This window comes from Patulibacter americanus DSM 16676, from assembly GCF_000420025.1.
Classification (GTDB): Bacteria; Actinomycetota; Thermoleophilia; order Solirubrobacterales; family Solirubrobacteraceae; genus Patulibacter; species Patulibacter americanus.
Window position 1 is genome coordinate 176,185 of the sequence record NZ_ATUD01000007.1, and the last position, 25,152, is coordinate 201,336.

The following is a 25,152-nucleotide window of genomic DNA, read 5'->3' on the forward strand; positions in this document are numbered from 1 at the left end:
CACCTGCGGGGCTCTGCGAGGACACGGACGGTTGGCTGCTACGAGAGCCGGCTGCGGCGCTGCGCGAGGCGGGCCACGAGGCTGAGCAGGAGGATCAGGACGACGAGCGTGAGGGCGGCGCCCCACGCACGGTCGTGCTGGGCTGACGAGGACGCCGTGACGTCCGCGTAGATCTGGGCGGGAAGGGTGTTCAGCGGCCCGTTCGGGTCGCCGGCCAGCGCGGTGGCGACACCGGCCGTGAAGATGATCGGCGCGGTCTCGCCGGCGGCGCGGGCGATCGCCAGCAGCGCGCCGGTGACGAGGCCCGGGAGGGCCGTCGGCAGGACGATGCGCAGGATGACCTTCCAGCGCGGCACGCCGAGGGCGAGCGCGGCCTCGCGCAGCGACGCGGGGACGAGGCGCAGCACGGGGAGCGAGGAGTTGATGACGATCGGCAGCATCAGCAGGCCAAGGGCGACGGAGGCCTTCCAGCCGGCGAACGGCACCCCACCCACCTGGCTCACCACGAGCGAGATGTAGACGAAGAGGCCGAAGACGACGGACGGGACGCCCGTCATGACGTCCACGAGGTAGCGGACGAAGCTGCCGAACCAGGTGCCCTGACCGTACTCCACCAGGTACACCGCCACGGCGATACCGATCGGCACCACGACGGCGGCGGCGAGGCCGACCACCTCGAGGGTGCCGAGGATCGCCGAGCGGATGCCGCCGAGGTCGTTCGTCGCCGCGGGCGCGGCCTCCTCACCCAGGAAGCGGCTGGCGTTCGAGACCGCGCCGGCCGCGCCGGTCGGGTCCGTGGTGAAGAAGCTCCAGGAGATCGCGCCGCCACCCCGGATGATCAGGAAGGCGAGCAGCAGGGCGAGCGGGAGCAGGGCCAGCGCCGTGAGGGCGCCGACGGAGCCGCGGGCGAACTTGTCGACGCGCTTGCGGCCCTTGAGCGACGTGACGAGCTCGGGGCGCGGGATCCAGGAGAAGACGCCGCGGCGGCCCGTCTTGGGGAGGTCGCCCCGGCCCGCGGCCTCGGAGGCGCGGGCGGCGTCGCGCTGGGCGCGCTCGAGGCGGCTCTCCGACCGCGAGATGTAGGCACGGGCGATCGCGTTGATGAAGAGCGTGACCGCGAACAGCAGCAGGCCGGCGCCGATCAGGGCGGCGCGGTGCTCCGGGCTGGCCGTGGCCTCCTGGAACTCCAGGGCGATGACCGAGGCGAGCGTGGAGCCCTGCGAGAAGATGGAGTCGCCGACGCCGGCGGTCGCGCCACCGATGAGGATGGCGACCGCGATCGTCTCGCCGAGCGCGCGGCCCAGGCCCAGCATGGAGCCGCCGACGATGCCGGCGCGCGAGTACGGGAGGACGGCCGTGCGGATCATCTCCCAGCGCGTGGCGCCGAGGGCGAGGGCCGCCTCCTTCTGGTCGGCGGGCACCGTGGCCATGACCTCGCGGGAGATCGCGGAGACGATCGGGATGATCATGATCGCCAGGATCAGGCCGGTGATGAAGTAGTTCGCGGCCGAGACGTCGCCCCCGATGAAGGGGATGAACGAGAAGGTGTCGGCGACCCACTGCTCCGCACCCTTGATCCGCGGAGCGAGGAACAGGAAGCCCCAGAGGCCGTAGACGACGGACGGGACGGCGGCGAGCAGCTCGAGCGTGCCGGAGATCAGGCCGCGGAAGCGGGCCGGCGCGAGCTCGGTGACGAAGAGCGCGGTCGCGACGGCGATCGGCACGCCGATGATCAGCGCGATGGCCGACGTGATGGCCGTGCCGGCGACGAGGGCGCCGGCGCCGTAGGTGTCCTGCGACGGGAGCCAGTCGACCTTGGCGACGAAGTCCCAGAGCCCGTAGGCGCTGAAGACGGGCTCCGCCTCGAGACCCAGCTTGAAGAGGAAGTAGACGAGCAGGACGAAGATCAGACCCGCAAGCGCGGTCAGGCCGCCCTTGACCCACGGATCTAGCCAGCTGCCGGTCTTCGTCCGCGCGAGGTGGTCGCGCAGGCGGGCACCGGGATCGGCTGCTGCGGCGGGACTGGTTGCCATGGTGGTGTCTGGTCTCTGCTGTGGCGGATTCGGACGGGTCACTGCGCGTCCGGCCCCGGCGCGGGTGCGCCGGGGCCGGACGGTGCTACGAGCGGGTGCTCGTGGGCTCAGCGGGTGGCGGCGATCGGCGACCCGTTGCACTCGAGGGCCTCGACGGCGGCCTTCGACTTGGCGAGGATGCTCTCGGGGAGCGGCGCGTAGGCGAGCTGCTTCGCCTCCTCCTGGCCCGTGGTCAGGCCGTACATGAGGAAGTTCTTCACGTCCTTCGCGACGGTCTCGGACTTGCCGGCCTTGCAGAGGTCCTTCGGCACGACGATGAACGTCGCGGAGGCGTCCGGGTACGTCTGGGCGCCCGGGGCGTCACCGATGGAGAAGCGCAGGTCCTCGGGGACCTCGGCCGAGTCACCGGCGGCCGAGACGGACTCGAGCGTCGGCTCGACGTAGTTGCCTTCCTTGTTCTTCAGGGAGGCGTACGTGAAGTCGTTCTGCAGCGCGTAGGCCTGCTCGACGTAGCCGATGGAGCCGGCCGTCTGCTTGATCTGCGCGGCGACGCCGTCGTTGCCCTTGGCGCCGGTGCCGGTCGGCCACTTGACGGACTTGTCGACGCCCGGGCCCTCCTCCCACTCCTTGGAGTAGGCACCGAGGTACGACAGGAACGCCTTCGTCGTGCCGGACTCGTCCGAGCGGTGGACGACGGTGATCTTCTCGTCCGGGAGCTCGACGCCCTCGTTCTGCGAGGCGATCGACGGGTCGTTCCAGGTCTTGACCTTGCCCAGGAAGATGTTGGCGAGCGTCTCGCCGTCGAGCTTCAGGCCCGTCTCGACACCCTTGAGGTTGTAGGCGGCCGTGACGGCGCCGAAGAACGTCGGGACGTGGACGACGTCGCCGGCCTTGCCCTTCTTGGCGGCGGCGAGCTCCTCGTCGTCCATGGCGGAGTCGGTGCCGCCGAAGTCCAGCGTCCCGTCCGTCACGCCGGCGATGCCGGCGCCGGAGCCCGTGCCGGCGAAGTTGAAGGTGAGGCCCTTGTCCTTGAGCTTGGAGCCCCAGGTGTCGTAGACGGGCTTGGCGAACGTGGAGCCACCGGCGGTGATGCTGCCGGAGAACGACGCCGTGCTGCTCTCAGCAGCGGTGCTGCCGCTGGCGGCCGTCGTGGTGCTGTCGGTGTTGTCGTCGGAGCCGCAAGCTGCGACTCCCATGGCGAGGACGGCGGAAGCGCCGAACGCGGCGAACGTACGAGTGCGCACGTGGTCTCCTTGATTGCTCAGAACGTGGCGCAGGGCAGGCTGGCAGCGCGTGCTGCTCATCCTGTTACCTGGCTGTGGCTTCGGTGTGAACTGCGTGTGAAAGTCCGGTATCGATCGCGTGCAGGGCGCGTGATCAATGGGCTGGTTCAGGGGAGAACCGGTAGCCGAACCCGATATGCGTGTGGATGAAGTGCCACCCCGGCGAGGCCGCCTCGAGCTTCTGGCGGACCTTGTGGACGTAGACGTCGATCGACCGGTCGCCCCGGCGCAGCGGGCCGCCCCAGACGGAGGAGAACAGCTCCTCCCGGGCGACGACGTGGCCGGACCGCGAGGCGAGTGCGGAGAGCAGCTCGAACTCGCGGACCGAGAGCGGGACGGCGCGACCGGCCACGACGGCCAGTCCCTCCGTCGGCCGGATCTCGACCTGGGCGATGCGGATCGGGTCTTCCCCGGGCGTCGCCGACTGCGGGGCCTCGGTCGGGGTGCTCATCGATGGACGAGTCTGCTGTGCGGGCGGCCCGCGCTCGTTACCGAGCGGTGAACCGCCTGTGAAAGGCACGTGAACAACGGTGAATCCCCCGTCTGCACGGGGGTCCCAGGCGGTAGCTTGGACCGCGATGCCGGACTTCTTCCGCGCCGCCGCGACCGCGGACGGCCCGCTGCACGACCTCCTCGGCGAGTACGGCCGGACCATCCGCCGCTCGACGATCGTGCTGCGCGACCTCGTACGCGACTACCCCGACGACGCCGGGCTGCTGCGCGAGCTCGTCAGCTGCGAGCGCGAGGGCGACCGGATCGCCCACGACCTCATCCACCGGCTCAGCCGCGCCGTCGACGCGAAGGGCGCCCGCCCGTTCGACATCGACGACGGCTACCGGCTCGCCACGGCGCTGGACGACGTCGTCGACGACGCGGAGGCGGCCGGCGACATGATGGCCGTCTACCGGGTCGAGGCTCCGACGGACCAGGCCACGCAGCTGGCCGAGATCCTCGTGCTCGCCGGGGACCAGGTCGGCCTGGCGCTCGACGCGCTCTGCGCGGGCAAGGACCTCTCGCCCTACCTCGTCGAGATCCACCGGCTCGAGAACGACGGCGACCGCATCAGCCGCGACGCGATCGCGTCGCTGTTCGCGGAGGGCGTCGACCCGCTCTTCGTGATCCGCTGGAAGGACATCTACGGCGCGCTCGAGAACGCGATCGACTCCTGCGAGACGGTCGCCCACAACCTCGAGGGCATCGTCCTCAAGCGCGCCCGCTGAGGCGGGCGGTCGGCCGCGGGCCGGCCCATCGGGCACGGCGCGGGTGGCGGTCAGACCGCCGCGAGCTGCCCGCACGTCACGGCCCGACGGTGGGCGTGGCGACGCAGCACCGCCTGCGCTGCCGCGATGGAGCGCGGGTGGTCGACGTCGCCCGGCCGCAGCTCGAGCCGCACCGGCCCGCCGCCCGCGATGCGCGAGGCGGTCCGGACGAGGAACGGCGAGGCCGCACGGCGCATCGGGTCGGTCGCGCCCCGGCCGATGGCGTGGGAGCGCACGGGCCGCGGCGCGGAGGTGCGGTGCAGGCCCTCCGCCGTCGCCCACCAGGAGTAGCGCGAGCGCAGCGCCTCGTGCAGGGCCGGGGTGTACGCGAACCCGGGGGCCACGAATCCGTGGGCGACGATGCCCGCGTCGGCCAGGATCTTGCGTCCCGCGTCCAGCGCGCGTGCGGTCTCCGCCGGGTCCAGCCCGACGAACTCCGCGGCGTCGCGGAGCGTCCGTCCCGCGCCGTGGCGACGCGCGTGGCCCGGCCTCGTGCGGCGGTGCAGGAGCCCGTGCTGGGCGACCTCGTCGCCGTCGGCGATGCGCTCCTCGAGCCAGGCCTGCAGGTCGGGGCAGCGTCGGTCGAAGGGGTGCAGGTCGGGGGCGGGCACCACGAGCAGCGTCGCGCGGGCGACGCCGTGGTCGGCCAGCCATTCGCGCAGGAGCGCGCACCGCTCCCACGTAGCCGGCTCGATCTCGTGGATCGTCACGGCCAGGGTGCCGCGTGCCGTGGCCGCCGGCGGGGCGGGCAGGACGACGGTGGAGGGCACCGCCGGGCTCACGAGCGGCGTGCTCCCCCGGCACGGACCCGGGCGCAGAGCGCCGTGAGGTCGCGCTGCTCGGCGTCGAAGAGGACCGGCCAGGCGTGGGCGTCGGCCAGGCGCGCGGCGGCCCGCAGGTCGAGGGGCGCCCGCCGGGCCCGGCCGATGGCCTGGCCGAGCGCCACGGGGTCTCCGACCGGGAAGGTCTCCCCCAGCCCGCCGATCGCCGCGGCGGCGGGGGCGCCCGAGGTCGTCACGACGCGGGCGCCGGAGGCCGCGGCCTCGAGCCCGACCAGCCCGAAGGTCTCGTTGGGCCCCGGCATCACCACGCACGAGGCCGCGGCGTAGCGCCGTGCCAGCTCGGCGCGGTCGGCGACGTAGGGCAGCAGGCGGACGCGGTCCTGCAGTCCCAGTGCCGCGATCTCGCGCGGCAGGCCCTGCCGCCACGGGCCGTCGCCGACGATGTCCAGCCGCCACGGCTCGAGCGCGCGCCGGGCCGCCTCGAGCAGCTCGGGCAGGCCCTTCGCACGGGACAGCCGTCCGACGTAGAGGACGTGGTCGCCGCGACGCACGCCGGCCTGCGGGCGGAACGCCGGGTCGAGGCCCAGGCGCAGCGGCAGGTCGGCCGCGCGGCCACTGCACGGGCCGGGGTCGATGACGGACATCACGGCGTCGACGTCGCGGTAGGCGTGCGTCATCCAGGCCCGGAACCCGCGGGCCCAGGGGCCGTCCGGACCGGGCATGCCCGCTGCCGCCAGCGCCACGGAGCCGTGGTGGACCGCGACGACCGCGGCGCCGTGGACGTGCGCCTCGGCGATCGCGGCGCGCGGGGTCCAGTACGGGTCGTGCAGCAGCACGACGTCGGGGCGGATCCGCTCGAGCGCACGGCGCAGGCCCCGGCCGCCGGGCGGGATCCGGTAGTCGTTGCGGGTGACCTTGACGCCCCGGACGGTGTGGAGCCCGTCGCGCTCCGTCGTCTCGCGGCCGGGCACGACGACGTGGTGGTCGAACGCGCCGGTGAGCGCGACGTGGCGACGCTTCGCGTCGAGATAGGTCTTGATGCCACCGCTGCGCGCGCCGTACCAGAGGGTCACGTCGACGACCCGCAGGCCGCTCGGGCGGCCCGCGGCGGGCGTGCGGCTCCCGAGGGCGGGCTCGCCCCCGGGCGTCGGGCCCGCACCGGGCTCGCGCCCGGCCCGGGGACCGTCCCGTCCGGGGGCGAGCGTCGCGCCCTCAGGCGACACGCGCCGTCCCGGCGGGGCCCGCCGGGCGGACGGCCTCGCGGGCGGCCTCGGCCTCGGCGTCGCGGCGGGCGGCGCGGAGGGTGCCGGCGGACAGCGCGCGGCCGTAGCCCGTCGCGAGCCGGCCCATGGCCGCGTCCCAGGTGCGGTCCTGCACGCTCTCGAGCCCGCCCGCGGCGAGCCGGGCGCGGAGGGCCGGATCGGCCGCCAGCGCGACGACCGCGCCGGCCAGCGCGCCGGCGTCGGCGGGGCGCAGGAGGCCCGAGACGCCGTCGGCGATCAGCGAGCGCGGTCCGCCCTCGTCGACCGCGACCACGGGCAGCCCGGAGGCCTGGGCCTCGAGCAGCACCTGACCGAACGTGTCGGTGGAGCTGGCGAAGAGGAAGACGTCGGCGTTCGCGTAGGCGTCGGCCAGTGCGTCGCCGGAGAGCCAACCCAGGAAGGTGGCGTGCGTCCCGAGCCGCTCGCGCAGCAGCTCCTCCTCGGGTCCGCCGCCGGCGAGCACGAGGTGCAGGCGCGGGTCGCGCTCCCGTGCGGCGAGGAACGCGTCGGCCAGCAGCTCGACGCCCTTCTCCTGTGTCAGCCGGCCGGCGTAGAGCACGTGGATCCGGTCCTCGACGGCGGGACCGAAGAGGCGCGCGGCCGCCTCGGCGCTCCGGCGGGCGGGGCGGAAGCGCGAGATGTCGACGCCGCGGTCCCACCGGCCGATGCGGTCGGCGGGGATCCCGAGGGCGCCCAGTGCCTCGTCGCTCTGCGGGCTCGGCGTCAGGACGACGTCGGCCTGCCCGTAGAAGGTGGCGAGCACCATGCTCGCGTAGGTCTCGAGCCGCGAGTCCGTGGAACGCAGTCCCGTGTAGGTGGCCAGCTCCGTGTGGTAGCTGCCGAGCACCGGGATCCCGAGCATCTTCGCCAGGGCGGCCGCGACGATCCCCGCCGGACCCGGCGAGCAGAGGTGGACCACGTCGTAGCGGCCCTCCGCGATCTGCTCCACGAGCGCGGGGAGGCTCGGCACGCCGACCTGCAGGCCGTCGTAGAAGGGGATGTCGACCTCGCGCACCGCGGGGATCCGCCGGTCGACGTTCAGGTCGGTGCCGATGACCTCGACCTCGTAGCCCGGCACGCCGCGCTCGCGGATCGTGTTGAGCGTGTGGGTCACGCCGTGCATGCCGCCGATGCCGTCCGCGACGAGCGCGACGCGCGGCAGCTCGCCGTCGAGCCGGGTCTTGAGCTTGCGGCGCTCGCGGCCGAGGAACGCCGCCGCGGGCATGTAGGGGATCGCCGGCAGCAGGGCGTCGAGCAGGCGCCCGCCGATCGCGGCGAGGTCGGGGTCCTCCCCCGCGCCCATCTCGCCGGCGGCCACCAGGACCTCGTCGATGACCGCGCCGAGCTTGCGCTCGTGGGCGGCGCGGGCACGACGGAAGAGGTCGCGGTGGTCGAAGTCGTCCTCCTGGAACATCGCGAGCAGCTCGCGGGCGCTCGAGCGCTCGAGGCCGACGGCGTCGAGCCAGGCGCGCAGCAGCAGCCGGGCGTCGTCGGGCGACAGGTCGTCGTCCTCCGGGCCGCGACGGACGTCGCCGTCGCTCATGACGCTGCCGACGATCTTCACGATCGCCTCGGGCCGCGGGCGCTCGGCGGGGGCCTCGGGCTCGGCCTCGCCGCGCGGGTCGACGCCGAGGGAGCGGATCGCGATGCCCATCGCGGCGTGCGCCCACTTGGCGGCCCCGCCCTGGCTGCCCTTCGCGACGGCGCGGCCGGCGCGGATGTGGGCCAGGTACTCCGCCGGCGTGTAGGCCAGCGGCGTCTCGGTGAACGTGCGACCGATGTCGACGCCGGCGTGGTCGTCCGTCCCGCCGATGCCCGTGCCGCCGCTGACGTCGATGAACGTCGCGGCCGGGGCGTTGAGCTCGCGGGCGCGGGAGCCGTTGCGGACCTCCCAGATCGGGAACAGCTCGGCCAGCCGGCGGCGGTGCCGGGCCGTGAGCGGGGCCTCGACGGAGTAGAAGGGGTGCGCCAGAGCCGTCGTGATCTCGCGCTGGTGCATGTACTCGGCGCACAGCTCGACGTCGTAGTTGTGCGCCTGCAGCCAGTCGTGGTCGTCCTGGTTGATGCCCAGGCAGAGCACGTGGACGGCCTGCGGCTCGCCGCGGAACCAGGCCGTCAGCTCCTCGCCGACGAACACGTCCGGCCGGTCGGCGATCTGCAGCGCGCCGGCGATGGTGTCGTGGTCGGTGATCGTCACGAAGTCCATGCCGCGGCGCTTCGCGAGCTCGTAGACCTCCTCCGGCGGCGTGGCGCACTCCGGCATGCCGACGGAGCGCTGCACGCCGAGCTTGGAGAACTCGGACGCGGTCGAGTGGACATGGAGGTCGCACCGCGAGAGCGCGGGCGGGACGTCGACGGAGCTGCCTGGGTTGGTGCTCATACCTGTGCAGCGTGCGCTCCGACCGCGAGTCGGAAGTGACGGTGTGGTGTCCGAGCCGTGACGATGGTGTGAAGGGCGGGAGGAGTCCGGGTCCGCCGCCGAAGTGGCCCGTTTGCAGGCCCTTCGGCTGCGCGTCCGACCTTCACGGGACGTTCACGTGGCGGCGTCGCGAAGGCCCCAGCATGCCTCCGTGTCCTCGGTCGCCCCGCTCGCCTCGCTGCCGGTCCTGCTCGAGCGCGGACGGGTGCGCGTGGCGGTCGCCACCTCGCCCCTCCGGGTCGTGGTGCTGCGCGACGACCGGCCCATCGTGGCCGGCCTGGGGCTGTGGGCGTGCGACGGCACCGTCGACGACCGCTTCGTGCGCGTGACGGAGGGCGTGGTCGCGCGGGAGCACCGCGAGGCCGAGGATCCCGTCGTCGAGGTCCACCCCGTCGTGCTGCCGCCCACGCGCGCGCCGATCGGCCGCGAGGAGCGCGACGCGGAGCCCGCGGTGGCCCCCGACGGGGGACGGGCCGGCGGCCGGCCGGCGGACCCGAGCGCCACCTTCGCCGTGCGCTTCGGCTCCGGCCGCACGGGCACGCTGCGCGTGCTCCTTCCCGCCCCCGACGTCGTCACGCTCGAGTTCGCCGGCGACCCCGGCGACGGCGCGCAGCCGCACCTGCGCACGGGCTTCCGCTGGCCCGTCGCCGCCGGCACCCGCCTGGCGGGCCTGGGCGCGCGGCACCACCCCGCCGTGGACCACGCGGGCCGCGACATCCAGCTCGGGGCGGACCGCCGCTACCTCGGCCCGGGGTGCGCGCCCGAGATGGCGGCGCGCGGCGGGATCCCCCAGGGCGACTACGCGCCGATCCCGTTCCTCCAGTCCGGCGCGGGCTGGGCCGCGTGGCTCGACACCGCCGGCAACGGCACGCGGTTCGACCTGGCCGACGACGCGGTCGCCCCGAGCGTCCGCACCGTGGCCGGCCCCCTGCGCCTGCACCTGCTGCTGCAGCCCGGGCCCGCCGCCCGGCTCGGCGCGTTCGCCCGCGCCACGGGCCGGCCGGCGCTCCTGCCGGCCTGGGGCTACGGGTTCTGGAAGTCGCGCGACATCCACCGCCACCAGGACGAGGTCGAGGAGGACGTCCACGGCTGCCGGTGGCACGGGATCCCCGTCGACGCCGTCGTGCTCGACTCGCCGTGGGAGACGAACTACAACACCTGGCGCCCGAACCCCCACCAGTTCCCGGACTTCGCGGGCATGGTGGCGCGGCTGCGCGCCGACGGTGTGCGGACCGTCGTCTGGGTGACGCCGTGGGTGAACGTCGACTCCGCCGGCGGCCAGACCCCGCCGGACCCCGCGTCGATCCGGCTGCACCGCCGCCCGGCGGAGACCTACGCGGAGGGCGTGCGCGTCGGGGCGTTCGTCCGTCCCCCGGCGGGCGAGGAGGCCTACCACGCGGCGGCGGCCGCCCCGGCGTTCGCCACGGAGGCGGGCACCGCGGAGGCCGGCGCCCCGGAGGCGGGCGCCGGGCCGCGTGCCGGGGCCGGCGCCCGGGCCCGGCGGGGCAACGGTCCCGAGCCCGGCGCCGGTGTCGAACCGGCCCGGGAGGACGCCCCCTACGTCGCCCAGTGGTGGATGGGCCGCGGCTCACCCATCGACTTCACCGGGCCCGGCGAGCCGTGGTGGCGGGCGCAGGCGCACGAGACCCTGGCGCTGGGCGTGCAGGGCATCAAGGCCGACGACGGCGAGGGCTACTACCTGCCCGAGGACGTGCGGTTCGCCGACGGCAGCGACGGCGCGCGCCGCGCGTGGCGGTGGGGCGACGACTACCGCCGCTCCATGCGCCGGGCGCTGCAGGACGTCCACCCCGGCGACGGCGTCCTCTTCGGCCGCTCGGGCTGGACGGGTCAGCAGGCCACGGGGATGCTCTGGGCCGGCGACCAGGCGTCGGACTTCTGGTCGCTGAAGGTCATGCTCGCGGCGACGGTCTCCGCCGCGCACTCCGGCGTCTCGAACTGGTCGCACGACATCGGCGGCTACCTCGGCGACGCCGGCGTGCGGCGCGCGACGGGCGAGCTGCTCGTGCGCTGGGCGCAGCTCGGCTGCTTCACCCCGCTCATGCAGGCCCACGCGCGCCTGGAGCAGGAGCCCTGGACGTACGACCACGAGACGCTCGCGCACTTCCGCGGCGCCGTCCTGCTGCACGAGATGCTCGTCCCGTACGTGCGTGCCGCCGCCCGCACGGCCGCTCGCAGCGGGCTGCCGATCACCCGCCCGCTGAGCCTGCTGGACCCCGGCGACGACGAGGGCTGGGCGACGCCCGACGCCTTCGGCTACGGACCCTCGTTGCTCGTCGCGCCCGTGGTCGAGGAGAGTGCCGAGGAGCGCACCGTGCGCCTGCCCGCCGGCCACTGGATCGCTGCGTGGTCGGGCGAGCGCTTCGCCGGCCGGCAGACCGTCACGGTGCCGGCCCCGCTGGGACGCGTCCCGGTGTGGGTCCGCGAGGGCGCGATCGTCGTCTCGCATCCGGCCGAGCACGTGGCCCGCGGCCTCGGCTCGACGCCCGACGCGGAGGCCCCCTACGTGGCGACGCTGTGGGGCACGCCCCGCCACGGCCGCGCGCTGGCGCACCTGCCGGACGGGTCGCCGGTGCGCTGGGTGCGCGGGCGGTGGGAGCTGCCGGAGGGGCGCGACGTGACGACGGTCGAGCGGCGAGCGTAGTCCGGCAGGGGTGCCGCTACGGGACGACAACGAGTCCGAGCTCCAGGACCGCCTCGCGGACGATGGCCGCGGCCTCCGACGGCGTGAGCAGCACGTGACGGGTCGGGTCGTGCTCGAGCGCGTACCGCCCCTCGAACAGCGCGAAGCACTCCCCTCCGTCGACGTTCGACGCGTATCGCACCCCGTCGAGACCGTCGGCGTAGAACCTCCGCGTCAACGCGCGGGTGAACCGGTGGTCGCGCGTCGTGACGTCGGTGTCGTCGAGGTGGGCGACGCCGTGGGTCGCCAGCACGTCGGCGTAGCGTTCCGCGACCACCGTCCGGCCGCCTGCCGTCGAGACGTCGGCGAGCGCGCCGAAGCGCACGGTCGCGGAGGCCAGCCGGCGAGCGCGGTCGGTCTCGCCCAACGGCACGCGACGCGCGGCCTGCACCTCGCGCGACGCGGCACCGAACGCGTCGACCATCGCGGCGTCGGGGCGCAACGGCGCGAGGACCTCGCGGATGGCCGTCCGCGGATCGGACGCCACGTAGAGCGTGCTGAACGCGCGGTCGGGGTCGTCCCACCGTCCGGCCCAGCCGGCGTGCTCGTGCGGCGGCGGGGCCAGCGGGCCCCGCACGTGACCGAGCCGCCAGACCTCGACGGCGCCTGGCGCGGGCGGGGGGTCCGCGCTCAGGACGGGTCCCCGGCGACGAACGCGCGCACGGCGGGCATGACGAGATCGAAGTCCCCGGGCTTCGTGGCGTTCGCGAGCACCGTGGCGGGCGCCCGGTCACCGAGCGTGCGGTTGCTGCCGAAGAACCACGATCGCGCCGTGGTGTCGCCGAAGGCCTCGTGCAGCGTCCGCGCGGCCTCGTAGGTCGTCTGCATGCGGTGCAGCACGAGCGGACGCGGGGCCGCCTTGCCGGCGCTATAGCGGCCGATCATCTTCGGGTCGCGGAGGCCGACGGCGTACGCGGCGAGCTTCTGTCCCAGGTGCTCCTGGAGCCAGGCGGCGAGCTGCGGGGCCGGGAGCGTCAGGGCCTCGCGGTTCAGGGTGTCGGCGACGACGGTGGTGGCCACACCAGAGACTCTACCGCGTTTCACACCTACCGACGACGGGCGCGGACCCGCTGTGCGGCCCGACGGCCCGCTCTGGCCGGGCTCACTCCCCCGCCGCGACCGCCAGCAGCCGCGAGGCCTTCAGCTCCGTCTCGCGCCACTCGCCCTCGGGATCGCTGTCCCACGTGATCCCGCCGCCGGTGCCGAAGCGCAGGGTGTCCCGCGTGCGCCAGAACGTGCGGATGCCGACGGCGAGCGCGGCGGTGCCCGCGTCCGCGTCGACCCAGCCGATCGCGCCGCAGTAGGGGCCGCGCGGGGCGGGCTCGAGCTGGGCGATCACGTCGAGCGCCGCGAGCTTCGGGGCGCCGACGATCGAGCCCGCGGGGAACGTCGCCTCCAGCAGGGCCGGCCAGCCCGCGTCGGGGCGCAGTCGACCCTCCACGGTGGAGACCAGGTGCACGAGCCCCGGGTGCTCCTCCGTCGCCAGCAGCTCCGTCGCCCGGACCGTGCCCGGGACGCAGACGCGGCCCAGGTCGTTGCGGACGAGGTCGACGATCATCACGTTCTCCGCCGCGTCCTTCGGCAGCAGCTCGGCCGCGGTCGGCGCGGTGCCCTTGATGGGCCGCGAGACGACGAGGTCGCCGTGACGGGAGAGGAACAGCTCGGGCGACGCGCACGCCACGTCGACGTCGTGCTCCGGCAGGAACACGTGGGCGGCGTAGGGCGCGGCGTGGCGGGCGGCCAAGCGGTCGTGCAGGCCGTGCAGCGTCGTGCCGGCGGGGAGCTCCGCGGCGAGCACCCGGCACAGGTTGACCTGGTAGACGTCGCCGGCCGCGATCCGCTCCCGGATGACGCGGACGCCGGCGCGGTAGGCGTCGCCGTCGAGGCTCGACGACCACGCGGCGGCGGGAATTCCCGGCCACGCTGCGGCGGATGCCGGGGCTGCGCCCCCGTCGGGGCCTGCGTCCCCCGTCCGCTCCCAGTGCCCGAAGCGCGCCGCGGTCAGCCGGCCCTCGAAGTCCCGGGCGACCGCCCAGCGGCCGCCGGCGTCGAGTGCTGCCGGGTCGTGGGCGACCTCGAGCAGCTCCGTCGCCCTCCAGCCGCCGAGCGTCGCCCGTGGCGGCGACGCCATCAGACCGCGAGCTGCTCGAGCCGCTCGTAGAGCTCGGCGACCTTCGCCTTCGCCGCCTCGTGGCGGGCGGTGTTCTTCTCCGTGCTCTCCGGCGTCGCCCACGCACCGGGCGCCGCGAGCTCCTCCTCGAGCTTCGCGAGCTCCGTCTCGGCCTGCTCGATCCGGGACTCCGCCTTCTCGATCTCGCGGCGGCGGTTCTTCGACATCGGCGGGCCGGCGGGGAGCTTCGTGGCCTTCGGCGCCGCATTGCCGCCGCCGTTCTTCGCGCCGCCGTTCTGGCCGGCCTGCGCGCCGTTCTTCGCCGCGGCGCCGTTCTGGGCGCCCGCGCCGTTCTTCGCGCCGGACGCCCCGCCGTCCTTGGCCGCGCCGTTCTTCGCCGCCGCAGCCTTGGCCGGGGTGTCGCCGCGCCGGGCCGCGTCCTTCGCCGCGCGCTCGGCGGCGAGGCGGTCCTCGCGCACCTCGACGTACTCCTGCCAGCCGCCGAGGTACGAGATCAGCTTGCCGTCCTCGACCGCCACGGTGCGGGAGCCGATCGCCTCGAGCAGCGCGCGGTCGTGGCTGATCATGATCATGGAGCCCGGGTAGTCCTTCAGGGCGTCCTCGAGCGCCTCGCGCGACTCGATGTCGAGGTGGTTCGTGGGCTCGTCGAGCACCAGCACGTTCGCACCGGACGCCACGAGGACGGCGAGGCCCAGGCGCTTGTGCTCGCCGCCGGAGAGGCCGTCGAGCGACTTCTCGGCGTCCTGGCCGGTGAAGAGGAACTTGCCCAGCAGCGAGCGGGCCTCGCCCGGCTTGAGCCCCGTGGCCTTGATGCAGGCCTCGATGATGGTGCGCGCGCCGGGGAAGTGCAGCTCCTCCCCGTGCTGGGACAGGTAGCCGATCTGCACGTTGTGGCCCGTGCGGATGACGCCGTCGGCGAGGGGGCGGCGACCCGCGAGGGTCTCGATGAGCGTCGTCTTGCCCACGCCGTTGGGGCCGACGAGGTTGACGTGCTCGCCGCGCTCGAGCCAGAGGTCGGCGTCGCCGAGCAGCACCCGGGCGTTCGGGGCCGACGTCGTGATGACCTCACCGGTGCTGTGGTCCGTCGCCCTCGTGGGCGGCGGCACCTCGATCCGGCCGTGCTCGAGCTCGAAGATGACCTTGCCGGCGCGCTCGGGCTTCTTGAACTGGAAGCCCATGGTGCGGGTGTCCGTGGGGTCGCGCTCGATCCGCTCGATCTTGTCGAGCGCCTTCACGCGGGACTGCGCCTGCTTCGCCTTCGTGGCCTTCGCCGAGAACCGGCGGACGAAGTCCTCCATGCGGGCGATCTCCGCCTGCTGCTTCTCGATCGCCTTGCCCAGCGCCATCTCCCGCGCGGCCTGCTCGCGGCGCCACGCGTGCCAAGTGCCGGGGAAGAACTTCGCGCGGCCCGCCTCGATCTCCAGCACCGAGGTGCCGACGGCCTCGAGGAACCAGCGGTCGTGGGCGACGAGGATGATCGCCGACTCGTACGTGACGAGCGTCTTCTCGAGCCACTCGAGGGACTCGAGGTCGAGGTGGTTCGTCGGCTCGTCCAGCAGCAGGAGGTCGGGCTTGGCCGAAAGCGCGCGGGCGAGCGAGGCGCGGGTCAGCTGGCCGCCGGAGAACGTCTCGAGGTTGCGGTCGAGGTCGTCGTCCGTGAAGCCGAGGCCGCGGACGACGTCGGCGGCCTCGTCCCGCCAGCGGTAGCCGCCGAGCGACTCGAGCTGGGTCTGCGCGCGGGCGTACGCGTCGAAGACGTCGAGGTCGCCGTCGGCCATCTTCTGCTCGTAGGAGCGCAGCCGCACCTCGAGGTCGACGAGGTCCTGTCGGCCCGACGTGACGTACTCGCGCAGCGTCATCCCCTGCTCGCGCGGGGGCCGCTGGTCGTGCAGGATCACGCGGGCGTTCTTCTCGAACGCCAGCTCGCCGCCGTCCCGGTTGGTCTGCCCCGCCAGGATCCGCAGCAGGGTCGTCTTCCCCGCCCCGTTGCGCCCGGACAGGGTCATCCGGTCCTTGCGCTCGAGCTTGAACGACAGCCCCTTCCACAGCGGGTTGCCGTTGATGTCCTTCTTGAGGTCGGAGGCGATGAGAACGGCCATGTGCGACCCCCCAGTGTAGGCGGCCTACGCGGGGCTGGGTGTGCGCTCGGACGCAGCGTCCGGAGTCCGTCGCCACGGCGGACGGGCCCGGTTCGTCAGCCACCGCAGGGCCCACTCGAGCGGGCCGTAGGGATGGCGACGGAGCCACGCCGCGCTGAGGCGCAGCTGCAACGCGTAGAGCACGACGGCGACGCCGAGGACGGCGAGCGGCGGGACGTGCCCGACCAGCCCCAGGCCGTACCCGGTGAACAGCAGCGCGCAGACCAGCGACTGCAGGACGTAGTTCGAGAGGGCCATCCGCCCGGCGGGGGCCAGCGCGTCGCGCACCCGCGCCCCCGCGGGCGTGCCGAACGCGAGCAGCAGCGCGCAGACGTACCCCGTCGCGAGGACGGGCGAGGACAGCACGTCGATCGCGGCCCCGAACGTCGCACGCGGGGTTCCCGCCTGTCCGATCGTCGCCCAGGCGTACGCGACGCCGCCGGCGAGTCCGACCGGGAGCGCGACCCGCACCACCCGGACGAGCACCGGCCGCAGAGGCGTCACGTCCGCCAGGAGGCGACGCCTGCCGGCCGCGAGACCCACGAGGAACATCGCCAGCGCGGACGGTGCCTGGAGCACGATCAGGAGCTCCGCCGTCGACGGCATCTCGGCCAGCCGCTGGGCGACGACGTCGCCGAAGGAGCCACGCCAGTACGCGGTCGCGTCCGTGGCGCCCTGGATGCGGCGGGCGAGATCGGGCGTGGTGTCCCGAGCGAGCTCCTCGAGGCCGGCCAGGACGAACACCGACGCCGACAGGAGCAGGATGCCGCCGGCGATCCCCAGCGCCACCCGCGGGCGCAGGCCGCGGAGGAGCAGCAGCACGAGCCCGAGCACCGCGTAGGTCGTGAGGATGTCGCCCTGCCAGAGCAGGACGGCGTGGGCGGCGCCGATGACGAGGAGGCCGAGCAGCCGGCGCAGGAACCGAGGCCCGAACGCCGCGCCGCGCCGCCGGGCGGACTCGAGCTGCAGCGTGAAGCTGTAGCCGAAGAGGAACGAGAACAGGACGTAGAACTTCGACGTGAACAGCACGTCGACGATCCAGCTCGCCGCGTCCTCGGTCCAGCCGGCGTACGCGGGGTCGGCGATCTCGTAGATCGCGAACGCCGACGAGAAGAAGGTGATGTTGACGACGAGGATGCCCAGCAGGGCGAACCCGCGCAGGGCGTCGACGTCGGCGATGCGCGCGGGCGCAGCGGTGCTGCCGGGCGTCGGTGACGCCGGCGCGGTGGTGCCCACCACGGGGGGCGCCGTCGCCGCAGCGGCCGGGGACGGCGCGGTCATGCGCGCCGCCGGCGACGGCCCACGAGGGCGGTGTCCAGGTGCCGGTCGACGGCGGCGATCGCCTCGTCGGCCGTCGGTGCGTCGGCGCCCGCGAACAGCAGCTGCGTGGCGAGGCCGTCGGCGAGCGCCATCGCCGCCGTCGCAGCGGCCACCGGATCGGCGACCTTCGCCGCCGCGAAGCCCTCGGCGAGTCCCGCGCGCAACTCCCCCAGGTCCGAGGCCAGGACCTCGCCCAGCGCCGGCACCGTCATGGCGCGCGCCGCGAACGCGAGGCCCACGCGGAGCTCCGCCTCCCGGCGCTCGTCGAGCGGCAGCAGCTCGAGCAGGATTCCGCGGATCGCCGCGCGGGCCGTGAGGGCGCGACGGCCGATGCGCTCGGCGCGCTCCGTCAGGTCCGCACCCGTCTGCCGGAAGGCGGAGAGCAGCAGCTCGTCCTTCGTCCGGAAGTGGTGCTGCACGGCGCCGATCGACACGCCGGCGGCGTCCGCCAGGGCCCGGATCGTGGCGCCCTCCAGGCCGTGCTCGGCGACGAGGCGAAGGAGCACGCTGACGAGCTCGGCACGGCGCTCTGCGGGGTCGACCATGGGATCACAATACAGCTGTATGGTGTGCATCGGCGCTCACCATACAGACGTATGGTCCGGCGTGCACGAACCGCCCTCGAGGCACGACGACTACCCCTGGACGAGGGACCGACGGCGGCCGCCGCGCCGGCACAGGCGTCGCCTGCGGGTGGCTCCGGGCGCGTCGGGCCGGGGGGTCCCGGGCACACAGCCACCTGCCACCCTCTCCGGATGCCCTCCCCGTCGCACCACCTGCTCGCCGTCGCCCGGGGCGACGCGCGCCCGGACCTCGTGATCCGCGGCGCCCGCGTCTTCTCGAGCTTCACGAAGGAGTGGCTGCAGCTCGACGTGGCCATCGCCGACGGGCGCATCGCCGGGTTCGAGCCGCGGATCGACGACGAGACGCCCGTGATCGACGGGGCCGGGAAGTACCTCGTCCCGGGCTGGGTGGACGCCCACATGCACATCGAGTCGTCCAAGCTGCTGCCCGTCGAGCTGGCCCGCACGGTCGTCCCCCGGGGAACGACGACGATCGTGGTCGACCCGCACGAGATCGCCGGCGTGCTGGGCACGGAGGGCGTCCGCTGGATGCTCGACGCCTGCGACGGCCTGCCCCTGTCCGTCCACGCGATGCTGCCCTCGACGATCCCCGCCAGCGACCTCGAGTCGCCCCGCGGGCCGCTCGACGCCGACGCGCTGCGCGAGCTCCTCACGCATCCGCGGATGAACGGCGTCGGCGAGATGATGAACGCGCCCGGCGTCGCCCACGGCGACGCCCACGCGCTGGCGGTCCTCGAGCTCGTCGAAGGCGCCGCCCGCGTCGACGGCCACGCCCCCGGCGTCACGGGCGCGATGCTCGACGCCTACCTCGCCGCGGGCGTCGCCACGGACCACGAGGCGACCACGCTGGAGGAGGCGTACGAGAAGCGCCGCAAGGGCGCGTGGGTGCTGCTGCGCGAGGCCAGCAACGCGCGCAACCTCAAGGATCTGCTCCCCCTGGTGCGCGAGCACGGCCCGGAGCACTGCGCGTTCTGCACGGACGACCGCGAGCCCGGCGACCTGCTCGAGCAGGGCCACATCGACCTGATGGTCCGCACCGCGGTGGCGGAGGGCGTGAGCCCCGAGGACGCGATCCTGCTGGCGTCGCTGCACGGCGCGCGCTGCCACGGGCTGGACCGCGTCGGCGCGATCGCCCCGGGCTGGGCCGCCGACCTGCAGCTCGTCGACGACCTCGTCGACTTCGGCCCCTCCCTCGTGCTCCACGCCGGCCGCGTCGTCGCCCGCGACGGCCGCCCGGTCCGCGAGGCCGAGCACGTGTGGCCGCAGGAGCCCATGCCGGGCAACCCGAACCCGACCCCGGAGTGGGTGCGCGGCACCGTGCGGTTGGCGCCGACGAGCCTGGACACGTTCGCGCTCCGCGCGCCGGGCGGCCGGGTCCGGGTCATCCGCGCGATCCCGGACCAGCTCCTGACGGGCGAGGACGTCGTCGAGCCGCTCGTGCGGGACGGCCTCGTGGTCGCCGACCCGGACCGCGACCTCGCGAAGATCGCGGTCATCGAGCGCCACCACGCGACCGGCCGCACCGGCCTCGGCCTCGTCACGGGCTTCGGCCTGCGCTCCGGCGCGTTCGCCGGCACCGTCTCCCACGACGCCCACAACGTCATCGCCGTGGGCACGCGCGACGAGGACCTGCTCGCGTGCGTCGAGCGGCTGCGCGAGCTGGGCGGCGGGCTCGTCGTCTGCGACGAGGGAAAGGTCATTGCCGAGATGCCGCTGCCCGTCGCGGGCCTGCTCTCGGACCGCCCCGCGCGCGACGTGCACGTGGAGCAGGAGCGGCTGGACGAGGCGCTGAGCGCCCGCGGCGTCACCCTCCCCTCCCCCTTCATGGCCCTGAGCTTCCTGGGTCTCTCCGTGATCCCGGACCTGAAGATCACGGACCGCGGGCTCGTCGACGCGGCGAACCTCCAGCCCGTGAGCTTCGGCGTCGACGAATAGGCCACGCGCGGGGGTGCGGCCTGCGGCGCTCCGGCCGATAAGACGGCCATGACCGCGCCCGCCGCTCTCCTGCACCCGTCCGCGCCGGCGCCCGCCCGCAACGTCGTCATCGACGTCGCCCGCCCAGCCGTCCGCCGCCCCGCCCCGCTCTCGCGCGGCGTGGCGATCGCCGACCTCATGAGCCTCGGCGCGACGGGCGAGGCGCTCGTCGTGCGCGACTTCCGGCCGGGACGAGGCGCCTGAGGGACGGATCCGCTCGGCCCGCGCCGCAGCGCGGGCGGAGGCGCAGCGGGGTCTCTACCGCGCGCGCCGCAGCATCGTGAGCACCCGGGGGCTCTGGCCCGGCGCGGAGACGGTGACCCGCACGCGGTACGTCCCCCGCCCGATCATCCGGGGCAACCGGTGCACCACCGCGCCGCCCGCCCGCCGGGTCATCCGCACCGTCGCCACGCGGCGGTAGCGCGGCGACGCCCCCCTTCGGGCGCCTCCGCTGGACGCCCGCCGACGGGCGAGCTCGACCCGCAAGGTCGCCGGCGCGCTCAGGTCAAACCGCAGGTAGCGCTGCGTCAGTCGGACGTCGCTCACCGTCGCCGGGCTGGCGGGCGGCGCCTTCGGGAGCACGACCGCCGGGGTCCCTGCGGCGGGACCGGTCGCCGGGGCGTCCACGAGGGGCCCGGGGAGCGACGGACCCGGCGGGAGCACCGGCGGCGCAGGCAGGATCGTCACCTCGCTCGCCGTCGTTGCCGACGGGCCGCCGTTGCGCAGGACGCGCCCGGTGTAGAGCACGCTCGTAGAGGTGCCGACGGCGTCCGTCACGGTCAGCCGCACCGTGTGCGCGCCCGGGGCGTCGTAGACGTGCTGCGGTGTGGGGCCGGCGTTCTCCGCCCGTCGGCCGTCACCGAAGTCCCAGTCGTACCGGACGACCGTCCCGTCGGGGTCGGTCGATGCCGTGGCGTCGAACGTCGTCGGAGCGCCGGCGGGGGCGGTGGCCGCCCGGAAGGCGGCTACGGGCGCCTGGTCGGGGACGACCGCGACGGCCCCGAGCGAGGCCGTCGTACCGATGCCCGTGTCGACCGCCGGGCGCCGCTTCGACGGCAGGCCGTCGGGACCGAGGGCGTAGCTGAACAGGCGGCGGCTCGACCAGTCCGTGAAGTACAGCGAGCGGCCGTCCGGGCTGATCGCCATGGAGTTGTTCGCGTTGCCGGTCAGCTCGTCGGCGCGCCCGACGAACACGGGCACGCCGTCGGCGGCGAGCCGGAACGTGAACACGCCGAGGCTCGAGGCGGTGTAGAGGAACCGCCCGTCGGGGCTCAGCGCGAGGTCGTCCGCCGAGCCGTGCGTCCCGGCGTGGGGCGACGCCAGGTCGCGCACGGATCCGTCGGCGGCGATCGCGTAGGCGTTCAGGTCCTCGTAGCCCGCCACGCCGTAGAGGAACCGTCCGTCGGCGGAGATGGCGAGCCGCTCGGCCGAGCGGCCCCGCAGCTCGTGGCCCGTGTCGGACAACCGCCCGTCGGCGCCGATGGCGAAGGTCGTCAGCTGTTGGTCGCCCACCCCGCGCGACTGGCTCACGAACAGGAACCGCCCGTCGGGCGACACAACCATCGCGGCCGGTGTGGAGCGGCGCACGGAGTTGATCCGCGTCGCGACGCCGTCGTCACCGAGCCGGAGCGCGGTCACGCTCGAATCGTCCCAGTTCGACGTGAAGGCGAAGCGTCCGTCGGGGGAGTAGGCCTGCGCGCCCTCGAGGGCCGCCCCGGGCGGCGTCGCGTAGCCGTCGCCCGTCACCGAGAGGCGTCCGCCCGCGCCCACGTCGATCCGGCGCATCGGGTAGTTCGGCCCGCCGCTCACCCAGGCGTGGCGTCCGTCCGGGGCGGCCCATACCTCCTGGGTCGACGCCCGTCGGAAGTGCGCCGTCACGAGCGGGACGCGCGGGACCGGCGTGCCGTCGGGTGCCGTGGCGATCGAGGTGACCTGCCCCCAGTCGCCGTCCCCGGCCACGAGGACCGTCCCTCCGAGCGCCGCGGTCGGCGCGGCGAGCGCGAGCCCGAGCACCCCCGCAGCGATGGACCATGGCCGCCGGACACGCACACGCATGCGCGCATCCTAGGGGCGGCTGTCGGGCTGCGTGCGACCGTCTCGTGACCCTCGTGACGCCTCGGCCACGACGACCGGCTGCCTCGGCCCGCCGGCGCGGGCTCAGCGCAGCAGCGACGGCTGCGGGACCCCCGCGTAGCCGTCCTCGCCCGGCCAGGTCCCCGCGCCGTCGGGCACGAGCAGCTGCACGGCCTGGAACCCGCGGCGGCGATGCACCCACGAGGCGTAGGACAGCGGCCCCGCCTGGTGTTCGCGTGCGACGGCGACGAAGCGCACGGGCGCACCGTCCAGGATGCCCTCGGCCACGGCGCCGGGCAGGAATCGCTCGCCCTGCTGCACGCGCAGCGCGGTGGCGGCGAGGATCTCCTGCGCGTGGGCGAACTCGCCGACGAGCACGAGCTCGGGGTGGTTGGCCGTGAGCCACAGGCCGGCGGTGTACGCGAACGGGACGCCGGTCAGCGGGGCGGGGTGCTCCCCCGCCCGCACGTGCACGGCGTGCCAGCCGTGCTCGAGGACGTCGGCGGCGAGGCGCCGCTCGAACTCGTCCGTGGGTTCGGGGACCGGCGGGTCGGCTCCGGGCTGCATGGGGCGGAGTATCGGGCACGACGGCCGCGCCCGGCGGAGCGTCGGCACACGGCAGCCGCGTCGTTTCGCGCCGGGTCGGCGCGGGCACCGTCCTCCCATGGACGTGAACGACGTCGTCGAGCTGACGCTGGAGACCGACGATCCCGAGGGCCTCGAGCGCTTCTACTGCACCGCGTTCGGGCTCGAGGTGCTGGCGCGGGAGGACGATCGCACCTGGCTCAAGCTCGGGGAGCGAACGCGGCTCGGGCTGTGGACGCCGGGCAAGAAGGAGTTCGACGACCAGGGCGGGCGCCACGTGCACTTCGCGATGTCGGCCGGCCCGCAGCGCCTGGACGCGATCCTGGGCCGGCTCCGCGACGAGCTGGGCGTCGAGGTCGAGGGCCCCATCGAGCACGACGGCGGGGACCGCTCGATCTACGTGCGCGACCCGGCGGGCAACCTCGTCGAGGTCTGGGACTACTTCGAGCGCGGGAAGGGCGCGCAGGAGGGCGCGGACGGGCTGGCCGCGTAGGCGGTCGGCCTCGCCGGACCCGGCGGGGCGGTCCCGAGGCGAGGGCCCGCAGATCCACTCCCCCGGCGGACTCGGGTCCGCGGGGCGAAGGACCCTCAGATCCGCTCCCCTGGCGGACTCGGATCCGAGGGCTTCGCCCTCAGATCCGCTCCCGCCAGGCGACCGCCGCGCGGGCGACGTGCCAGAGCGCATCCCGCACCGCCGGAGTCCCACCGGAGCGCCGCGCCCGGGCGAGCCCGGCGATCGCCGCCCCCAGGGCCGCCGGGCCGGCCTCCCCGGTCGCGGCTCCCTCGCGGAGCGCCGCGACCTGCGCCGCGGACGGGCTGTCCGGCCGGTCCGCCGCGACGCGCTCCCGCAGCGACCGTTCCGCAACGGCCGCACGGCGCTCCGCCGCCGCGGTCGCCCGCCGAGCCGCCGCGACCTCGGCCCGCGCCTCGCGGAGCGCCGGCGCCGCGACACCGCCTCGGGAACCGGACTCGACCGGCGTGACGTCCGCGGCGTCGTCCGCCACGGTCCCCGCCGCCGGCCGGTCCGGCACGAGCTCGGCCAGCGCCTCGCCCTCCGCGATCGCCTCGTCCAGCCGCTCCCGCAGGTCGTCCCGGTCGGCGCGCAACGCGACCGAGGTCCGCTCCGCCGCCCCGAGCCGCAGCGCCATGGCCTCGACCTCGGCGCGAGCGTCCGCCGCCGCGCACGCCGTGACCGCCGCGTCCTCGCGGACACGGACGACCTCGCCGTCACGGCGCCGCAACGCGGCCTCCGCCCGGCGCAGCTCGGCCTCGACCGACGCACGGGCCCGCGCGTCCGCCCCCGCCGACCGGCGGCGCGCAGCGTCGCGCTCCGCGGCCAGGGCCGTGGTGCGCGCCGTAGCGCGGTCCAGTCGGGCGGCGAGGGCGTCGGCGCGCCGGTCCGCGTCGCGGGCGGCGGCCAGCGCGGCGTCGAGCACCACGCGGACGTCCGGCGTCATCTGCACCCGGGCGGCCTGCGCGGGCACGACCTCTCGACGGCGCGGACCCGGCCGGCCCGGCTCGAAGCCCGCGGCGCGCACGGCAGCACCGAGCGACCCGTCGAACGGGCGCTTCGCGGCGTTCAGGGACGGCCAGGCCGTGCCGTCGGCGCGGCCGGCGCGGTAGCGCTCGACGCGCCACGTCTGGCCGGACCACTTCGCCGAGGACGGGTTGAGGTCGGCCGCACGCGGCGGCTCGTCGTATGTGGCGACCCATTCACGGATCGCCTCGATGATGGAGTCGCGGTCCCACGTGACCCGGCCGGCGTCCTTGACGGACGTCGAGCACCGGATGGTGGCTCCCGCGACGGACGCGGGAGCCATGAGAGGACTCCCGCTAGAGGCGGCGCTGGAACGCGTCGACCGGTCGCACACCCTGCCACGACACCGCGGGCTGACGCACCGGGAACGCCTTGGGGGCGCCGGTGGAGCTGAACCGGGTCGGGACGGGCAGGGACATCGACGGTGACCGTAGCGCTCGGCCCCCGCTCCCGCAACCCTGCGATACCGGGGGTCGAAGGGTTCGAATCCTCGGCCGGTACGGACCTAGACTGCCCGCCATGCCCACCGGCGACCCCGACGGCCGAGCGCTGGACGCCCTCGATGCGGGCATGGCGCACCTCGCGCCGGTGCTCCTCCCCCACGGGTTCCGCCCGCGACCGCCGCACGGCGGCGCGAGCAGCGGCGGGGCGTTCGCCGCCGCCTCGTTCGTCCGTGCCGAGCGGCGGCTCGATCTCTCCATCCGCGGTGGGTCCCTCACCGTCGGCTACCACGTGGCCGGCGACGAGCTCGGTCATGCGGCCTATATGCGCGCGCTCCTCGGCCCGGCCGGCACCAACGCGTTCCCTGCCTACGCACACGACCTCGCCGGCGCCTTCGAGGCCCTGCGCCACGACCTCGAGCTCCATGCGACGGATTTCGTCTCCGGCGACGGCGCGGAGTTCCGACGGTGCTGCGTGGTCGCCCGGGCCGCCGAAGGGCGCAGCGGCTTCGCCCGGCTCGGCGACGCCGCCCGGGACCTCCGCGGCTCGTAGGCGGTGGTGGCGGGCGCACGGGCGGAGCCGCTCGCGAGCCACGGGCCGGACGTTCGTCGCCTCCGCAGGACTCGAACC

At 75.0% G+C, this 25,152-nt stretch carries 22 protein-coding genes; 6 read left to right on the forward strand and 16 right to left on the reverse strand.

The window, feature by feature from the left end; translation table 11 throughout:
* Positions 1 to 38: 38 nt before the first annotated feature.
* The 3 genes from pstC to F593_RS30370 all read right to left on the reverse strand — a co-directional run bounded on the left by pstC (position 39) and on the right by F593_RS30370 (position 3,767).
* On the reverse strand, positions 39 to 2,033 hold the full coding sequence (pstC, locus tag F593_RS28400) for a phosphate ABC transporter permease subunit PstC (RefSeq protein ID WP_022929218.1): 1,995 nt from the start codon (positions 2,031 to 2,033) through the stop codon (positions 39 to 41).
* Between the two features lie 107 nt (positions 2,034 to 2,140).
* Complete coding sequence (gene pstS, locus F593_RS25085; RefSeq protein WP_169449193.1) at positions 2,141 to 3,277, reverse strand: phosphate ABC transporter substrate-binding protein PstS; 1,137 nt, start codon at positions 3,275 to 3,277, stop codon at positions 2,141 to 2,143.
* Positions 3,278 to 3,410: 133 nt separating this feature from the next.
* A complete protein-coding gene (locus tag F593_RS30370; protein WP_051160529.1) occupies positions 3,411 to 3,767 on the reverse strand; it encodes a winged helix-turn-helix domain-containing protein in 357 nt (118 codons plus the stop codon).
* A 127-nt stretch (positions 3,768 to 3,894) separates the two neighbouring features.
* Here F593_RS30370 and F593_RS25095 point away from each other — a divergent pair, with 127 nt between their 5' ends.
* On the forward strand, positions 3,895 to 4,536 hold the full coding sequence (locus F593_RS25095) for a DUF47 domain-containing protein (RefSeq protein ID WP_022929220.1): 642 nt from the start codon (positions 3,895 to 3,897) through the stop codon (positions 4,534 to 4,536).
* 50 nt (positions 4,537 to 4,586) lie between these two features.
* Here F593_RS25095 and F593_RS0113170 read toward each other — a convergent pair whose 3' ends face one another.
* Genes F593_RS0113170 through F593_RS0113180 form a run of 3 tightly spaced genes read right to left on the reverse strand, consistent with a single transcriptional unit; the run spans position 4,587 to position 8,999 of the window.
* A complete protein-coding gene (locus F593_RS0113170; RefSeq protein WP_022929221.1) occupies positions 4,587 to 5,357 on the reverse strand; it encodes a DUF2334 domain-containing protein in 771 nt (256 codons plus the stop codon).
* Entirely contained in the window at positions 5,354 to 6,580 is a 1,227-nt protein-coding gene (locus F593_RS0113175; RefSeq protein WP_022929222.1) for a glycosyltransferase, read from the reverse strand. Before F593_RS0113175 ends, F593_RS0113170 begins: the two co-directional genes overlap by 4 nt.
* Entirely contained in the window at positions 6,570 to 8,999 is a 2,430-nt protein-coding gene (locus F593_RS0113180; protein ID WP_022929223.1) for a glycosyltransferase, read from the reverse strand. Before F593_RS0113180 ends, F593_RS0113175 begins: the two co-directional genes overlap by 11 nt.
* Positions 9,000 to 9,189: 190 nt before the next feature.
* Here F593_RS0113180 and F593_RS0113185 point away from each other — a divergent pair, with 190 nt between their 5' ends.
* A complete protein-coding gene (locus F593_RS0113185) occupies positions 9,190 to 11,700 on the forward strand; it encodes a glycoside hydrolase family 31 protein (protein WP_022929224.1) in 2,511 nt (836 codons plus the stop codon).
* Between the two features lie 16 nt (positions 11,701 to 11,716).
* Here F593_RS0113185 and F593_RS0113190 read toward each other — a convergent pair whose 3' ends face one another.
* The 6 genes from F593_RS0113190 to F593_RS28405 all read right to left on the reverse strand — a co-directional run bounded on the left by F593_RS0113190 (position 11,717) and on the right by F593_RS28405 (position 17,873).
* Positions 11,717 to 12,373: an RES family NAD+ phosphorylase gene (locus F593_RS0113190; protein ID WP_084630007.1), complete on the reverse strand. Its 657-nt coding sequence runs from the start codon at positions 12,371 to 12,373 to the stop codon at positions 11,717 to 11,719.
* Positions 12,370 to 12,759, reverse strand: coding sequence for a hypothetical protein (locus F593_RS0113195; protein ID WP_022929226.1), 390 nt, complete (start codon positions 12,757 to 12,759; stop codon positions 12,370 to 12,372). Before F593_RS0113195 ends, F593_RS0113190 begins: the two co-directional genes overlap by 4 nt.
* 82 nt (positions 12,760 to 12,841) lie before the next feature.
* The gene (locus F593_RS0113200) at positions 12,842 to 13,870 is read right to left on the reverse strand and encodes a chorismate-binding protein (RefSeq protein WP_022929227.1); all 1,029 of its coding nucleotides are present in this window, start codon (positions 13,868 to 13,870) and stop codon (positions 12,842 to 12,844) included.
* Positions 13,870 to 15,969, reverse strand: a complete 2,100-nt coding sequence (gene abc-f / locus F593_RS0113205; protein WP_022929228.1) for a ribosomal protection-like ABC-F family protein — start codon at positions 15,967 to 15,969, stop codon at positions 13,870 to 13,872. Before abc-f ends, F593_RS0113200 begins: the two co-directional genes overlap by 1 nt.
* A 24-nt stretch (positions 15,970 to 15,993) precedes the next feature.
* A complete protein-coding gene (locus F593_RS0113210) occupies positions 15,994 to 17,289 on the reverse strand; it encodes a DUF418 domain-containing protein (RefSeq protein ID WP_084630009.1) in 1,296 nt (431 codons plus the stop codon).
* Positions 17,286 to 17,873, reverse strand: coding sequence for a TetR/AcrR family transcriptional regulator (locus F593_RS28405; protein WP_022929230.1), 588 nt, complete (start codon positions 17,871 to 17,873; stop codon positions 17,286 to 17,288). Before F593_RS28405 ends, F593_RS0113210 begins: the two co-directional genes overlap by 4 nt.
* Before the next feature lie 210 nt (positions 17,874 to 18,083).
* On the opposite strand from F593_RS28405, the gene ade reads away from it, so the two are divergent.
* Positions 18,084 to 19,847 carry an adenine deaminase gene (gene ade, locus F593_RS25105; protein ID WP_022929231.1) on the forward strand — a complete coding sequence of 588 codons (1,764 nt, stop codon included), beginning with the start codon at positions 18,084 to 18,086 and terminating at the stop codon, positions 19,845 to 19,847.
* A 48-nt stretch (positions 19,848 to 19,895) separates the two neighbouring features.
* Positions 19,896 to 20,090, forward strand: coding sequence for a hypothetical protein (locus F593_RS0113225; protein WP_022929232.1), 195 nt, complete (start codon positions 19,896 to 19,898; stop codon positions 20,088 to 20,090).
* A gap of 54 nt (positions 20,091 to 20,144) precedes the next feature.
* Here F593_RS0113225 and F593_RS0113230 read toward each other — a convergent pair whose 3' ends face one another.
* Positions 20,145 to 21,941, reverse strand: a complete 1,797-nt coding sequence (locus F593_RS0113230) for a PKD domain-containing protein (RefSeq protein ID WP_157251801.1) — start codon at positions 21,939 to 21,941, stop codon at positions 20,145 to 20,147.
* Positions 21,942 to 22,043: 102 nt separating this feature from the next.
* Positions 22,044 to 22,526, reverse strand: a complete 483-nt coding sequence (locus F593_RS28410) for a DUF4262 domain-containing protein (protein ID WP_022929234.1) — start codon at positions 22,524 to 22,526, stop codon at positions 22,044 to 22,046.
* A 97-nt stretch (positions 22,527 to 22,623) separates the two neighbouring features.
* Here F593_RS28410 and F593_RS28415 point away from each other — a divergent pair, with 97 nt between their 5' ends.
* On the forward strand, positions 22,624 to 23,037 hold the full coding sequence (locus tag F593_RS28415) for a VOC family protein (RefSeq protein WP_022929235.1): 414 nt from the start codon (positions 22,624 to 22,626) through the stop codon (positions 23,035 to 23,037).
* A gap of 139 nt (positions 23,038 to 23,176) precedes the next feature.
* On the opposite strand, the gene F593_RS0113245 is transcribed toward F593_RS28415, so the two are convergent.
* Both F593_RS0113245 and F593_RS31090 read right to left on the reverse strand, forming a co-directional pair.
* Positions 23,177 to 24,364 (reverse strand): hypothetical protein, encoded by a 1,188-nt coding sequence (locus F593_RS0113245; RefSeq protein WP_022929236.1) that lies wholly within the window; start codon positions 24,362 to 24,364, stop codon positions 23,177 to 23,179.
* Between the two features lie 13 nt (positions 24,365 to 24,377).
* Complete coding sequence (locus F593_RS31090) at positions 24,378 to 24,500, reverse strand: hypothetical protein (protein WP_022929237.1); 123 nt, start codon at positions 24,498 to 24,500, stop codon at positions 24,378 to 24,380.
* 100 nt (positions 24,501 to 24,600) lie between these two features.
* On the opposite strand from F593_RS31090, the gene F593_RS0113255 reads away from it, so the two are divergent.
* Entirely contained in the window at positions 24,601 to 25,074 is a 474-nt protein-coding gene (locus F593_RS0113255) for a hypothetical protein (RefSeq protein ID WP_022929238.1), read from the forward strand.
* The last annotated feature ends 78 nt before the right edge of the window (positions 25,075 to 25,152 follow it).

What these genes read in the sequence shown, in the direction of transcription:
- F593_RS28405 (WP_022929230.1), bottom strand. Translation starts at nt 17,873, where the DNA reads ATGGTCGACCCCGCAGAGCGCCGTGCCGAGCTCGTCAGCGTGCTCCTT.
- F593_RS0113225 (WP_022929232.1), top strand. Translation starts at nt 19,896, where the DNA reads ATGACCGCGCCCGCCGCTCTCCTGCACCCGTCCGCGCCGGCGCCCGCC.
- F593_RS25095 (WP_022929220.1), top strand. Translation starts at nt 3,895, where the DNA reads ATGCCGGACTTCTTCCGCGCCGCCGCGACCGCGGACGGCCCGCTGCAC.
- F593_RS0113200 (WP_022929227.1), bottom strand. Translation starts at nt 13,870, where the DNA reads ATGGCGTCGCCGCCACGGGCGACGCTCGGCGGCTGGAGGGCGACGGAG.
- F593_RS28415 (WP_022929235.1), top strand. Translation starts at nt 22,624, where the DNA reads ATGGACGTGAACGACGTCGTCGAGCTGACGCTGGAGACCGACGATCCC.
- pstC (WP_022929218.1), bottom strand. Translation starts at nt 2,033, where the DNA reads ATGGCAACCAGTCCCGCCGCAGCAGCCGATCCCGGTGCCCGCCTGCGC.
- F593_RS0113180 (WP_022929223.1), bottom strand. Translation starts at nt 8,999, where the DNA reads ATGAGCACCAACCCAGGCAGCTCCGTCGACGTCCCGCCCGCGCTCTCG.
- ade (WP_022929231.1), top strand. Translation starts at nt 18,084, where the DNA reads ATGCCCTCCCCGTCGCACCACCTGCTCGCCGTCGCCCGGGGCGACGCG.
- abc-f (WP_022929228.1), bottom strand. Translation starts at nt 15,969, where the DNA reads ATGGCCGTTCTCATCGCCTCCGACCTCAAGAAGGACATCAACGGCAAC.
- F593_RS0113245 (WP_022929236.1), bottom strand. Translation starts at nt 24,364, where the DNA reads ATGGCTCCCGCGTCCGTCGCGGGAGCCACCATCCGGTGCTCGACGTCC.
- F593_RS30370 (WP_051160529.1), bottom strand. Translation starts at nt 3,767, where the DNA reads ATGAGCACCCCGACCGAGGCCCCGCAGTCGGCGACGCCCGGGGAAGAC.
- F593_RS0113210 (WP_084630009.1), bottom strand. Translation starts at nt 17,289, where the DNA reads ATGACCGCGCCGTCCCCGGCCGCTGCGGCGACGGCGCCCCCCGTGGTG.
- F593_RS0113255 (WP_022929238.1), top strand. Translation starts at nt 24,601, where the DNA reads ATGCCCACCGGCGACCCCGACGGCCGAGCGCTGGACGCCCTCGATGCG.
- F593_RS31090 (WP_022929237.1), bottom strand. Translation starts at nt 24,500, where the DNA reads ATGTCCCTGCCCGTCCCGACCCGGTTCAGCTCCACCGGCGCCCCCAAG.
- F593_RS0113230 (WP_157251801.1), bottom strand. Translation starts at nt 21,941, where the DNA reads ATGCGTGTGCGTGTCCGGCGGCCATGGTCCATCGCTGCGGGGGTGCTC.
- F593_RS28410 (WP_022929234.1), bottom strand. Translation starts at nt 22,526, where the DNA reads ATGCAGCCCGGAGCCGACCCGCCGGTCCCCGAACCCACGGACGAGTTC.